This window comes from Polaribacter sp. HaHaR_3_91, from assembly GCF_019278525.1.
In the GTDB taxonomy this organism is placed as follows: domain Bacteria; phylum Bacteroidota; class Bacteroidia; order Flavobacteriales; family Flavobacteriaceae; genus Polaribacter.
On sequence record NZ_CP058986.1, the window covers coordinates 3,469,177 to 3,483,196 of the forward strand.

At 30.2% G+C, this 14,020-nt stretch carries 13 protein-coding genes; 3 read left to right on the forward strand and 10 right to left on the reverse strand.

The window, feature by feature from the left end; genetic code table 11:
* Positions 1–43: 43 nt before the first annotated feature.
* Complete coding sequence (locus tag H0I27_RS14525; RefSeq protein ID WP_218731337.1) at positions 44–2,401, reverse strand: TonB-dependent receptor; 2,358 nt, start codon at positions 2,399–2,401, stop codon at positions 44–46.
* Between the two features lie 244 nt (positions 2,402–2,645).
* Positions 2,646–2,888 (reverse strand): hypothetical protein, encoded by a 243-nt coding sequence (locus tag H0I27_RS14530; protein ID WP_218731338.1) that lies wholly within the window; start codon positions 2,886–2,888, stop codon positions 2,646–2,648.
* 363 nt (positions 2,889–3,251) lie between these two features.
* On the opposite strand from H0I27_RS14530, the gene H0I27_RS14535 reads away from it, so the two are divergent.
* Complete coding sequence (locus H0I27_RS14535) at positions 3,252–4,136, forward strand: ChaN family lipoprotein (RefSeq protein ID WP_218731339.1); 885 nt, start codon at positions 3,252–3,254, stop codon at positions 4,134–4,136.
* 126 nt (positions 4,137–4,262) lie between these two features.
* Here the strand turns inward: H0I27_RS14535 and H0I27_RS14540 are convergent, their stop codons facing one another.
* From H0I27_RS14540 to H0I27_RS14565, 6 genes are all read right to left on the reverse strand, one after another.
* On the reverse strand, positions 4,263–4,433 hold the full coding sequence (locus tag H0I27_RS14540) for a hypothetical protein (protein WP_218731340.1): 171 nt from the start codon (positions 4,431–4,433) through the stop codon (positions 4,263–4,265).
* A 128-nt stretch (positions 4,434–4,561) separates the two neighbouring features.
* Entirely contained in the window at positions 4,562–4,834 is a 273-nt protein-coding gene (locus H0I27_RS14545; protein WP_218731341.1) for a hypothetical protein, read from the reverse strand.
* Between the two features lie 17 nt (positions 4,835–4,851).
* On the reverse strand, positions 4,852–5,127 hold the full coding sequence (locus H0I27_RS14550) for an ATP-dependent Clp protease adaptor ClpS (RefSeq protein ID WP_165732346.1): 276 nt from the start codon (positions 5,125–5,127) through the stop codon (positions 4,852–4,854).
* Between the two features lie 9 nt (positions 5,128–5,136).
* A complete protein-coding gene (gene prmA, locus H0I27_RS14555) occupies positions 5,137–5,973 on the reverse strand; it encodes a 50S ribosomal protein L11 methyltransferase (RefSeq protein ID WP_218731342.1) in 837 nt (278 codons plus the stop codon).
* A gap of 78 nt (positions 5,974–6,051) precedes the next feature.
* Positions 6,052–6,810, reverse strand: coding sequence for a triose-phosphate isomerase (tpiA, locus tag H0I27_RS14560; RefSeq protein WP_218731343.1), 759 nt, complete (start codon positions 6,808–6,810; stop codon positions 6,052–6,054).
* 235 nt (positions 6,811–7,045) lie between these two features.
* Positions 7,046–7,537 (reverse strand): TlpA disulfide reductase family protein, encoded by a 492-nt coding sequence (locus tag H0I27_RS14565; protein WP_218731344.1) that lies wholly within the window; start codon positions 7,535–7,537, stop codon positions 7,046–7,048.
* Positions 7,538–7,640: 103 nt separating this feature from the next.
* Here H0I27_RS14565 and pyrF point away from each other — a divergent pair, with 103 nt between their 5' ends.
* Positions 7,641–8,456, forward strand: a complete 816-nt coding sequence (gene pyrF, locus H0I27_RS14570; RefSeq protein WP_218731345.1) for an orotidine-5'-phosphate decarboxylase — start codon at positions 7,641–7,643, stop codon at positions 8,454–8,456.
* Between the two features lie 4 nt (positions 8,457–8,460).
* Entirely contained in the window at positions 8,461–9,243 is a 783-nt protein-coding gene (locus H0I27_RS14575; RefSeq protein ID WP_218731346.1) for an ABC transporter substrate-binding protein, read from the forward strand.
* A gap of 99 nt (positions 9,244–9,342) precedes the next feature.
* Here the strand turns inward: H0I27_RS14575 and H0I27_RS14580 are convergent, their stop codons facing one another.
* Together H0I27_RS14580 and H0I27_RS14585 are read right to left on the reverse strand one after the other, a co-directional pair.
* The gene (locus tag H0I27_RS14580; protein WP_218731347.1) at positions 9,343–10,698 is read right to left on the reverse strand and encodes a RagB/SusD family nutrient uptake outer membrane protein; all 1,356 of its coding nucleotides are present in this window, start codon (positions 10,696–10,698) and stop codon (positions 9,343–9,345) included.
* Between the two features lie 18 nt (positions 10,699–10,716).
* On the reverse strand, positions 10,717–13,728 hold the full coding sequence (locus H0I27_RS14585) for a TonB-dependent receptor (RefSeq protein WP_218731348.1): 3,012 nt from the start codon (positions 13,726–13,728) through the stop codon (positions 10,717–10,719).
* Between the last annotated feature and the right edge of the window lie 292 nt (positions 13,729–14,020).

Here is a 14,020-nt window from a genome sequence, read left to right on the forward strand (position 1 = left end):
ATTTGTTTTAATTTAATTACTGTTTATTGATTATTGATTAATTTTAAAAAGGAACTGTTACAGATAAGGATAGATTTCTACCTGCTTCTGGCACATCTATCAATCTGTAAAAACTAGTGTGATTGTAATATTTTGTATCGAATACGTTATTCAACTTTACACGTAAATGCACAGGATCATCATTTTTAAATACATTTACCTCAGCTAAAAAAGACATGTTTAACACCTGATAACCTGCCGTTTTTTCTTCCGGGGGTACAATTTCATATTGAGCAGCAGTAATTCTATAATCTGCCACTAATTGTGGTTTCTTAAAAAAGAGGATTTTTTTAAATTGATAATTGGTAGACAGCAAACCTGATAATGGTGGAGAAAAAGGTAGTGTAAACCCTTCTTTTGGCCCGCTAGTTTGTCTAGAATACACATACTCTACAGAAGCATCTAATTGCAAGTTTTTAGATATTGTGGTATTAGCTCTAAACTCTCCTCCTACTCTAAAAACCTTGGCTTGTGTGTATTCATAAATTTGCAAAGTTTCGTAATAATTAGAAGTCGGATTTAAATAAATATAGTTTTGAAATATATTTACAAACGGACTCACACCAACACTAAACGATTTTCTAGTATGATCGATATCAATATCTAATTGATATGATATTTCTGGATCTAAATCTAAATTCCCTCTTTCATAACGATACATGTGATAGTTCACTCCGTCTGATGCCAATTCATTAGCCAAAGGCATTCTAAAACTTCTACCCACATTTACTTTATACGTGATATTGTTATTTATGTAACTTAAACCAAGAGAAGCACTTAAACTACCAAAATTCAACACTTTATCTTGTGCTCTCTGTAAATACTTATAAGAAGTAGAACCGGCTTCATTATTAATTGTTGAAGGAAACCAATCATTATACGATTTGGTATTTATAAACCCTAAATCATAACGAACACCTGCTAAAATGTGTAAGTTATGTTTGATTTGAAAATGATCATAACCAAAAACACCTGCTGTAAAACGGTTATACTCCGGAATTAAAAACCCCCAACCACCAATATTATTATCTTGATATTCCGCATTTACACCTAAAACCATATCGTGTTGCTCATTTGGCTTAAATGCATCTTTTATATTTAAAGAATAGGTGCTTTTATTAAATACCCGTTCTTTTGTGTCTGAAGGTTTTGGCATATAACCATGCGGAACCGGCTCTGAGTGTTCTTCTCTTTGATTGTTTTGATAACCAAGATCAAAATGTATTTTATGGTTACTCGTATTTAAAGATGTATTATTAGTGATTTTAAAGTGATTTACTTTATGAAAAGGTAAATCGATATCCCTATTAGAACGATCATAATCGATACTAGAAGTTCTTACCTCTAAACCATGTGCATTTGCAAAAAATCCGTTTTTAGCATTTACATTACTAAATGTAGTTTCTGATGTAATTTTATCAGAAACATAACCAATACTTATACTTGCATCTGCCTCATTACCCGCAGTATTTCTTAAATTATTATCATGTAAATCAAAAATATAATTTTCATAATTAATTTTATCCGTGGGCACCTTATAATCTCCGTAATCTCTATACGTTAATCTACTTCTGTAAAACCAATTCTCTTTTCTAGATTCAATCCCTGCAGAAATTCCTAATAAATCATTATTACTTTCTCCCAAAATATTTACTTCTCCACTAAAAGAGTTTGGTAACGGAATTTTATTAGGCTGAATATCTATAACACCAGCAATAGCATCTGATCCATACAACAAAGAAGCGGGACCTTTTATAATTTGAATATTATCTATTCCCTGTTGGTCTATTTCTAAACCATGATCATTTCCCCATTGTTGCGCTTCATGCTTTATACCATTTTGTACCACAGCAACTCTATTAAAACCTAAGCCTCTAATTGTAGGTTTCGATTGCCCAGAACCAATACTAATTGTACTAACTCCTGGTATTTTACTTAAAGTTTGCATCAAACTATTTTCTCTATTATTGTCTAAAAATTCTTTAGAAACAACATGAGAAACAATCGGGTTCTCTTTTAGCACTCTTTTTTTTGATTTTCCAAAAACCTTAATTTCATCTAAAGCTGTAGATGATTCTTTTAAGAAAACCGGCATGGTAACTATTTTAGATTTTACAGTGACTGTAACGGTTTTAGCTTCGTAACCAACATGGGAAATTTTGAAAGTATAAATACCTTCTTTCTTAATATCTATTGTAAATTCCCCTGATTTAGATGAAATTGAAAATGAATGTTCTCCTACAACATTAACACCTTCTAAAGGCTGCAAGTTATTATCATTTAACACAGACCCTTTTATTTGATAAGAATCTTGCGCAAACGCACTAGAGCACAAGCTAAAGAATAGCCATATACTCAACATATTTTTAAACATAATTGTATACTATAAGATTTGAACATTTGTTCTTAAAAAAGAACCACGACAAAATCTATACACACATAAAGACTAACCAATAGCTTGCTTTATTAAACTGACACATAGTAACAACTAAGCTGTTTAAAACATCCATAAAAAAATGAATTAAATAAACCACTTAAAAGAAATCAATTGAATAAACACAGAACTAATTACTTATAGAACTTATAAATAATATGCATAGAAAAACTTATACTAAAAAAGGTGGAGGTCGAGAAAAGAGTTCTCTAGGAAAAGTATTCTTAGAAATAATACTTTTGTAGTTTGTTATTACTTCTTTCTGAATAAAAAATTCAATGTTTTTAAATTCGAGATCAGGTGCATCTGAAGTAATTATGGGAGTTAAATTGTTTACAATCGCATTATCACATACTGCACAATATAATGCATGCTCTTTATCATCTGTATGAGACAAAGCATGTAAGCCTGCCATTTTCATTGATAGAAAAAGAACAAGAAACAAATAAGTGATACTATTTTTTAAGCGACTGAACTTCATTAAGACATTAAATAATAATTTAATTATTTTATCAACAAATACTTTTTACTTTTAAATATAAATAATACTCTACTGCCATTAAAGCAATCAAGTTGCATTAACGCAATTGCAAACATATTCTATTTTTTATATTATTGCAACTAAATTGCATTAAAATAATAAAAAGAAAACTTCGGTACATAAACTACCTAAAATAGCGTGTTAAAACAATAATTAAAAAGCAAATTATATTTAACAATCCTTTAACTAGAACCTTTTATTTCATCCTCTAATTTCGCAAACCTAAACCAACAAAACATGAAATACTTAATACTTACAACTCTCTTATTTATATCTTTAATAAGCACTACCAAGGCACAAGATAAACCTGCTTATCAATTATTTAAAAATAATGGAAAGACTGCCAATTATAATAAAATGATTAAAGATCTTGCTGATAGTGATATGGTATTTTTTGGAGAGTATCATTACAACCCAATTTCACATTGGATGCAATTAGAAGTTAGTAAAAGCCTGTTTGAAATAAAAGGAGACTCATTATTCTTTGGAGCAGAAATGTTAGAAAGCGGAAATCAATTGGTTTTAAATGAATATTTATCTGGATTATATCCAGAAAGTAAAATGATTCCTGAAATGACACAAATGTGGAACAATTATGACACAGATTACAGACCTTTAGTTGAATTTGCAAAAGAAAATAAACTTCGTTTTATTGCAACAAACATCCCTAGAAGATATGCTTCTTTAATCAGTAAAAAAGGAATAAGCGCTTTAAAAGAATTAAGCCCTGAAGCACTTGCTTTAATTGGTCCGGATTTAGAAACCTATTTTGACCCTACCGTAAAAGCGTATGCAGAAATGGCTGATAATATGGGAGGACACGTACCTCCAAATATGTTAAACATACAAACTGCTCAAGCAGCAAAAGATGCTACAATGGCGCACTTTTCTCTTAAGAATTTTAAAAAAGGAGATTTATTACTTCATATAGAAGGTTCTTACCACTCTAACTACGGACAAGGAATTATATGGTGGATTCATCAAATTAACCCAGGTTTAAACATTAAATCAATTACAACGGTAACAGCAACTGAATGGAGTAAATTAACATCAGAGGAAAAAGAAAGCATTGCCAATTATATAATTGTAGTTGCTGATAATATGACACAAACAGAAAACTAATTTTATTTTCTACATCAACCTAAAAAGATAATAAGAATTAATATTAAAGTTACCAAATTGAGTAAATAGAAAAGACCTTGAACAAATGTCCAAGGCCTTTTCGTCTAACCAAACTTAGTATAAAAACTAACTACTACTATCTTTAAGGATCTTTCTAGACCCGTATATTATTCCTAAACTTATTAAAAACAAAATACCTATTAAATTATCTATAGGCAATCCCGGAGGTGGTGGTGGACCTGCAGGCATAGGAACAGCTTGACTATATCCTAACGCAGGAAGCATAAAAATTATCACTAGTAAAAAAGTAATTTTTTTAACCATATATATTGTTTCTTATCTATAAGACTCATATTGTTTATAAAAGTCACTACAAATAAAAAATAAAATAGGTATTTCTAAAAAAATATTCGGTGAAAGGTACTTTAGTGAAGGTATTGCTTAATCATTATTCGGTGAGCAGGAATGCTCTTATCGTAGTTTTCTACTAATAATTCTAATATTTCTGGGGCATTTACTCCAATATCATTTTTTTGTAAATATCTAGATACATATAAATTATATGCATCTTTATTCTTTTCAAAAATTAAAAAATGAGTTTCATTTAATTCTGTAAAACTAATTTCATTACCAGAAAAACTATCTGATGTATCTAAAAAAAATGGTGAAAACTCGTAATATTTAAAAACATTTTCCATAAACTACTTATTTTCAATTATACTAATTCTGCGGATAAACCTAATTGTAATAATTTAGAACATCTTGGCTCTAAATCTTTAAGTTCACCAGACTTAACTGTACATTTTCCCTTGTAGTGAACTAAAGTTGCACATTGCTCTGCTTGCTCAAAAGAATGCTCACAAACAGTAACTAGAGATTCTATTACATGATCAAAAGTATTTACATCATCATTATGCAATACTATTTCATGCTGAAAAACCTCTTGTTCTAAGACATCTACCTCTTCTTGTATTTTTTCTTTTGTACTCATTTTACAAAATTACAATTTATTGTATTTTAATGCAACCCAATTATTTCTTTCTATAACAGTTTCTAATTTTAAATTATATTTAGAAACTTCTGCATCTATCACAGGAATATCATCTTGATAAAAACCACTTAATAAAAGTACACCATTATCATTTAAACAATTCGTGTATGCTTGCATGTCCATCAGTAAAATATTTCTATTGATGTTCGCAATAATAACATCATATTTTTTATCGACTAAAAGAGCTGCTTCTCCTTCAAAAACCGAAATATTTTTACAATTATTTCTCTCAACGTTCTCTACAGAATTTTCATAACACCAATTATCAATATCGATAGCATCAATAGGATTTGCGCCTTTCATTTCAGCAAAAATTGCCAAAATTCCGGTTCCACACCCCATATCTAATGTTTTTTTCCCTTCTAAATCTAATTGTAATAAATGTTGTACCATCATGTGTGTAGTTTCATGATGACCTGTACCAAAACTCATTTTTGGCTCAATTACAATATCATATTTTAAATGAGGGTTTTCATGAAATGGCGCACGAATACTAACCACGTCTTCCACCTGAATAGGTGAAAAATTCTTTTCCCACTCTGCATTCCAGTTTGTTTGCTCAATCTCTTTTTGATCGTATTCTATAGAAAACTCTTCAGAGTTTAAAACAAAAATATCCTCTAAAACGCTAGCGTTCCAATCATCTTTTTGAATGTAAGCGGTTACTCCGTTTTCATTTTCAACAAAACTTTCAAAACCAACCTCTCCTAATTCTGCTATTAAAATTTCTGTTGCTGGTTCTTTTGGTGTTACTGTAAAATTGTATTCTATATAAATATTATCCATAAATGTCTTGTAAAAAAAATGCATCGAGATTTTAAAATCTCGATGCAAATTTATTGTAAATATTTTTAAGTACGATGCTTAAATAGCTTTAATAATTCCTGTAAAATCATCTACATTTAAAGCTGCTCCACCAATTAACCCACCATCCACGTCTGGTTTAGAGAAAATTTCTTCTGCATTTGCCGGTTTTACACTTCCTCCGTATAAGATAGAAACAGCATCTGCAACTTCTTGATTGTATTTTTTAGCTACAATACTTCTAATAAAAGCATGCATTTCTTGCGCTTGTTCTGCACTTGCTGTTTCTCCTGTACCAATTGCCCAAACTGGTTCATAGGCTAAAATAATGCTTTTCCAAGCATCTGCTCCTAAATGAAATAATGCATTAGAAATTTGGCTTTCTACTACTGCAAAATGGTTTTCAGATTTTCTGTCTTCTAATAATTCTCCAAAACAAAAAATTGTTTCTAAATCATTTTCTAAAATAGCATCTACTTTTGCTGCTAAAGATTCATCTGTTTCATTAAAATAAGTTCTTCTTTCAGAGTGTCCTAAAATAACCGTTTTAATTCCGATTGCTTTTAACATATCTGCAGAAATCTCTCCTGTATAAGCTCCATTTTTAGCTTGGTGCATATTCTGAGCAACTACTTCAATAGCAGAACCGTCTGCTACTTTTAAAGAAGCCGATAAGTTTACAAAAGTAGGAGCAACAATAACACGAGTATTTTTTAATTTCTCTTTTTTAATTGCTTTTTTTAAATCTTTGATAAGTTTTTTACTTTCTTTCTTATCATTGTTCATTTTCCAGTTACCTGCTACTATTTTTGTTCTCATAATTATTATTTTATCACCTAAAAGGCCCTTGTTAATGTTTTTATTAATTTGGATGTAAATTTAAGAAATGGAAAGACAAAAAACACCCAGAAAAGCAAATAGTTACTATAACGTTTTATATAGTTTTTTTTTAATGTATTAAAAAGATCTTAAACCGTTATCGATGATAGAAAAAGGACTTAATAAATGACTATTTGTAACGAAAAAAAAAGGTAAAAGGCTATCAAAATATTTATTATTCTAATGCTTTAATTATATTTTCATCAGAAGCATCTGTAGCATTAAATAATGTTATTTTTCCATTTTCATCAACCACAACATATCTAGGAATCCAACTAAGATTTAAAAAACCAACCAAATCTCCTTTCTTCATTCCTTGTGGTAAATTGTAATGTTCTCCAATAACATCATAACGTTTTACACCTCTTTTCCACGAGGACTTTTTTTCATCAACAGATAAAAATAAATACACTACTTCGGGAAACGCTGTTTGCAATTCTTTTACTTTAGGCATTCCTACTAAACAATCTCTACACCAAGATGCCCAAACATCAATTAAAACCTTTTTTCCTTTATATTGATCAATTACGTCTTTAAACGTACTTACTTCGTCGTTTAAATCGTACACTTTTTCTAGAAGTGCTTTTTCTGAAAATTCGGTTGGAGTTTCTAAACTACAACTCGCTAAAAACGACACGAAAACTAAGACTATTATTTTTTTTAACATTACTTATTTTTTATTTTTTGTCACCTAAAGATCTCAATACTTACAATTAGACGCTTTGTTTAAAAACAAAAATACCTATTTTTGCAAAACTTATAGAAAACAAATGACAACACAAGAACTTATTGCCCAAATTAAAAAGAAAAAATCATTTTTATGCATTGGATTGGATGTGGATTTAACCAAAATTCCGCAACATCTTTTAAAAGAAGAAGATCCTATTTTTGCATTTAACAAAGCAATTATCGATGCTACGCATCATTTGTGTGTTGCCTATAAACCTAATACCGCTTTTTATGAAGCTTACGGCATAAAAGGTTGGCAATCTTTAGAAAAAACAATTCAGTATTTAAATAAAAACTACCCAGAAATCTACACAATTGCAGATGCAAAACGTGGCGATATCGGCAACACCTCTACCATGTACGCAAAAGCTTTTTTAGAAGACTTAGCGTTCGATTCTGTTACTGTTGCACCTTATATGGGTAAAGATTCTGTAGAGCCATTTTTAGCTTTTAAAAACAAGCATACTATTATGTTGGCCTTAACTTCTAATGAAGGTGCTTTCGATTTTCAGACTAAAGAAGTGAATGGAAGAGAACTATACAAAGAGGTTTTAGAAACCTCTAAAGGATGGAAAAATTCTGAAAACTTAATGTATGTTGTTGGCGCAACTAAAGCAGAATATTTTACAGAAATAAGAAAAATTGTACCTAACTCTTTTCTTTTAGTTCCTGGTGTTGGTGCACAAGGAGGAAATTTACAAGATGTTTGTAAATATGGTTTATCAGAAAATATTGGTTTATTAATAAATTCTTCTAGAGGAATTATTTACGCTTCTAATGATGAAAAATTTGCACAAAATGCTGCTTTAAAAGCTGAAGAATTACAACAAGAAATGGCTGTAATTTTAGCACAATAATCTTATGAACTTTCAAGATCAAATAGGTAGAATTTTAGCGTTAGAAAAAACGCCAAAACGAATTATTAGTCTTGTACCCAGTTTAACAGAATTATTGATAGATTTAGGCTTAGAAGATGCTATTGTTGGCATTACAAAATTTTGTATACATCCTGCTCACTTAAAAGAAACCAAAACAGTTGTTGGCGGTACAAAAAGTATTCATATTGATAAAATAAAGGCTTTACAGCCTGATATCATCCTTTGTAATAAAGAAGAGAATACTAAAGAGATTGTACAAGCATGCGAAAAAATTGCGCCCACTCATGTTTCTGATATTTTTACTATTGATGATAATTTAGAACTTATTAAACAATACGGAAACCTCTTTTCTGTAGAAAATAAAGCGTTAGAAATTATTGATAAAATTAATATCGAGTTAACTAGTTTTAAAGAATTTATTAAGCAGAAAGAGTCTAAAAAAGTTGTTTATTTTATTTGGAAATCTCCTTGGATGGCAGTTGGTAATACAACTTTTATCAATCATTTACTAGAATTAAACAAGTTTGATAATATCTATCAGCATAAAGAACGCTACCCTGAAGTGGATTTGGAAGAAATGAAATTAAATACCCAATTAGATTTTATTTTGTTATCATCAGAACCTTTTCCTTTTAAGGAAGAGCATCTCTTAGAAATAGAAAATTTTACACCTAAAGCCAAAGCGATACTTGTAGATGGAGAAATGTTTTCTTGGACAGGAAGTAGACTTATAAAGGCTTTTGATTACTTTAAAAGTCTTCATTAAAGTAAAAAGTTATATCTAGAAAATAATGACTCAATTAAAGATAAAAAAGAAAGGCTATTTAATTAAAAATAGCCTTTCTTTTTTGTTTTAAAATGTACTCTAATTAACGTATCCTGAGTTCTGAACCATTAAAGTATTTGTATCCATTTCCGCTTGCGGAATAGGTAAAACTAATTCATCTGCATCATAAGATAATACACCAACATTTGTTTGAGTTCTCTTAATATCATGAATTAATTGACCTTCAAAAGACAACTCTAATTGTCTTTCATTAAACAATACATCTAAAGTTAATGTACTTAAAGCAGCTGCGTTAGATCTTGCTCTTACAGCATTAACTTCATCTAAAGGAGATAAACCAACACTTGTACCTTCTCTAAAGTTAGATTCTGCTCTTACCAAATGCATATCTGCTATTCTTAAAACAGTAATGTTAGCAAACTGATTTGTATATTTTGAGGTTAAAGTTCCACCAGTGTCTGAACTGATGTATGTAAAACTATATCTTTCATCATTTGCAGCGTCATCAAACAATTCGAAAAAACCTGCTTGTAAATCAATATCACCTTGTCTACCTCCAAAATCTTGAGAAGCATAAAATGTGATAAAATCATTATCTCCACCTTGAGACGTTACTTGAAAAGCAAAAAGATCTTCTACACTATCTACATCATTATTAAAAGCACCACTATAAGTTGGCGCTAAAGTATGACCACTGTTTGTTATTACATCATTTGCTGCATCTCTTGCTGCTGCATAATTACCTTGTTGAAAATATACTTTAGCTAGTAAAGCTTCTGCCGCATATTTATCTGCAAAAATATCATTAGATTCTGGTAATTTAGAAAAAGCATCATTTAAGTCAGCTATAATCTGACTATAAACCTCTTCAACAGTATTTCTAGCAATATTTAAATCTATACCATAATCAATAATACCATTTAAATGCAAAGGTACACCTAACTGAGTATTACTTACTCCTGCTTCATAAGGTTTACCAAAATGACGAACTAAATCAAAATACATTAAGGCTCTTAAAAACTTAGCTTCTCCTTCTGCATTATCTGCTGCACCACTTGTAATTATAGATAAATTATCTATAACCAAATTTGCTTGGTTAATTACTTCATAAGAATTTCCCCAAACAGCTTCTACAAAACCATTGTTTACTAAAACACCTTTAGAATTAAATTGCCTTGGATCTACAAAAGTACCTCCCCAACTCATTTGAGTTGTGTTCCCTAACAAATCTGCAATAATCTGTGTATCTCCACCAAATGATGAACTTTCTCCTGCCTCTGTATATGTACCTACTAAAATATTTAGAACATTATCTTCTGTAGACAATGCCTTTTCTGTAGATATACTTTGTGCTGGCTCAATATCTAGCTCTTTTTCACAACTAATAATTGTAAAAAATAAAACTAAAATTAATGTATATTTTATTATTTTCATTTTTATAAAGTTTTTAAATTAAAAAGTTACGTTAAGACCTACTGAAAGTGTTTTTGCTGCAGGAGCAGAATAGAACGTTTGACCTACACCACCTGCATCACTTCTAGATTCTGGGTCATAACCTGTGTAATCTGTTATTGTTAACAAATTAAGACCACTAAAATATAATCTTAACTTAGATAATCCCATTTTATCAATTAATGCCTTTGGAATTGAATATCCTAATGTTATGTTTCTAAGTCTAACAAAATCTCCTTTTTCTAAAAATCTTGTAGAATGACTTGTACCATTACCAGCACCTAATCTTGCTTGTGGTACATTTGTTATATCTCCTGGGTTTTGCCATCTATCTAATTGATCTAGCGTTTGATTATCAAACCAGTCTCCATTTACAGACTGAAAACGTCCACCTCCATTATATATACTTGCTCCCCATTCTCCTTGAAAAGTCATTGTAAAATCAAAATCTTTATAAAGAACAGTATTTGTAAGACCTGCTATAACTTCTGGAAAAGGGTTTCCTGCTACAACTCTACTTGCAGCATTTGGATCGTTTGTAGTACCTCTATCTAAGTTTCCATTTCCATCATCTGTATTTAAATAATACAATGCATCTCCATTATCAATATCTACACCAGCATATTCTATTAAGTATAAGGAATTTACAGCCTCTCCTTCTCTTAAAATATTCTGACCATTAACAACATCTTGTCCCTCTGGTAATTCAATTATTTCATTATTGTTTGTTCCAATATTAAAACTTGTAGTCCATTTTAAATCGTTTGTTTGAATGTTTTTAGAAGTAATAGAGAATTCAACACCATCACTTTTCATTCTACCAATATTATTATTAATACCTCCTTGCTCTGGCGCTCCAGAAGATAAAGGCAAAGGTTGTTCAAATAATAATTCTTTTGTATCTTTTACATAATAAGCTACTTCCCCAGAAAGTACTCCGTTAAAAAGACCATATTCTATTGCTACATCACTTTGGTCTGATGTTTCCCAACTTAACTCATTATTACCTGCTTGAATTGGTGCAATACCTGGTTTTTGATTATATGAAACTCCACCAAATAAACCTCTAGAAGCAAAATTTCCTATTTCTGCATTTCCTACTTGACCGTAACTAGCTCTTAATTTTAAGAAAGAGATTGCAGAACTCTCTGCTAGAAAGTTTTCTTCAGAAAGAATCCAACCTGCAGAAAAAGCAGGAAAAACACCAAACCTAGAGTCGCTACCAAATCTTGAAGAACCATCTCTTCTAAAACTTGCTTTAAATAAGTATCTATCTTTATAAGCATAAGTTGCTCTGGTAAAGTAAGAAACAAAAGCATATTCTGTAAAACTACCAGAACCTGCAGTAATTTCTGCAGCTGAACTTATTGTTTGAAAATCGTCTGTTGGAAATTGCTGTCCAGTAACACTATTAAACCTTCTTTTACTCTTATTTAATTCTGTACCAAGAATAACATCTAAATCATGATTTTCGCCAAAAGTTTTATTATAACTTAAATAGTTACTAAAAATATAGTTTTCTGTATTTACATTAGAAGCAAAAGCCTCTCCGTTTGTAGATTGAAAAGGAGCTAAACTTCCTGTAAAACTATCTTCTGTCTGAGAATACAAATCGTATGCAAAATCTGAATTAAATTTTAAATTATCTGTAAATTGATATGCTGCAAAAACTTTACCTGTTACTCTTCTAATAATTGTATTGTAATATGCATGTTTATCTTGTAATAGAAAATTTGCATACGGCGTACCTTCAAAAGGTTCTCCATCTACAAAATCTGGAGAAATTGGTGGTTGTGCAATTGCTTGTAATGGTGATACAAATGCATTATCATCTGCAATCCTATCAATATTTGTTCTAGAGAAACTTAAATTCATTCCTGCAGAAAATTTATCTGTTAATTTATGAGTAACATTTAAACGAGAACTTATTCTATTTAATTCATTTCCTCTTACAATACCTTTAGTATCATTATAAGCACCAGAAAAGAAGTAAGTTGTTTTTGCATCTCCTCCAGAAATAGAAAAATCTGCATCTCTAGTATATCCTTTAACCAAAGCAAGATCTTCCCAACCTGTATCATACGTTCCTTCTCTCCATGTATTATCAGAATACCTATCTAATCTTTCTTCCACATACCCTTCTGCTGGCCAACCCTCAACAGCTAAACCATTTTTACCAGATTCTAAAAGTAACTCAACATATTGTTCTGCATTTAACCAATCTCTAGAATTTGCTTTTTCACTTATTCCACTAGAAATATTTACAGAAAACTTTGCTTTGCCTTCTTTACCAGACTTTGTTGTAATAAGCACAACTCCGTTTGCACCTCTTGCTCCATAAATTGCTGCCGATGAAGCATCTTTTAAAATATCTATAGATTCAATTTCATTTGGACTTAAAGTTAATAATGGATTTGTAGGAGCTCCATTACTAGACTCATTGTTGTTTATTAATGGAATTCCGTCTAATACATATAAAGGATCTGAACCTGCACTAATACTAGACTGTCCTCTAATTCTAAAATTTAAGCCACCTTCTACCTTACCGTTTGTTTGACTAATTTGAACCCCAGCAGCCTTACCTGCTAATGAATTCATAACGCTAGGTGTAGGCACATCTGCTATATCATCTGAACTTAATTTTACAATATTGTCTGTTAATTTTCTCTTACTTTGAGTACCGTAACCAACAATAACCACTTCATCTAACTCACTACTATCTTCTTCTAGTAATACATTAATTGTATTAAGCTTCCCTATTTTTTTTTGATTTGATTTATATCCTAAATAACTAAAAACCAAAATATCTCCTTCAGTTACAGAAATAGTATAATTACCTTCAAAATCAGTTTCTGTTCCTACACCAGTACCTTTTAGAGCTACACTAACTCCTGGTAATTTCCCTGATGTATCTGAAACAGTACCAGTAACAGTTTTCTTTTGCGCAAAAGTAATTTGCACAATAAGCCCTAAAAATAGTGTTAGGGTTGCTTTTAAAATTCTTCTATCCATTATATTTTATTTGAATTAATTATATCAAAAATCTTAAATTTTTCTTAAAACAAAAAATATAACAGCACTTTTATTTAGTGATTATCTAACAAAAAGAGAGTTTCAGTAAACAAAATTCAGTAAAAACCTAAATACAGTAACGATAATACAATTCAAACCTTCTTAAAGAATAATTAATTTGATAATTTTAATACCAACAATTTACTATATAAAAATATATTTAACCTTAATTTATTAATTACACACTTTAGACTTATAAAACAAAAAAAAACGAATTGATAAAATTAAAATA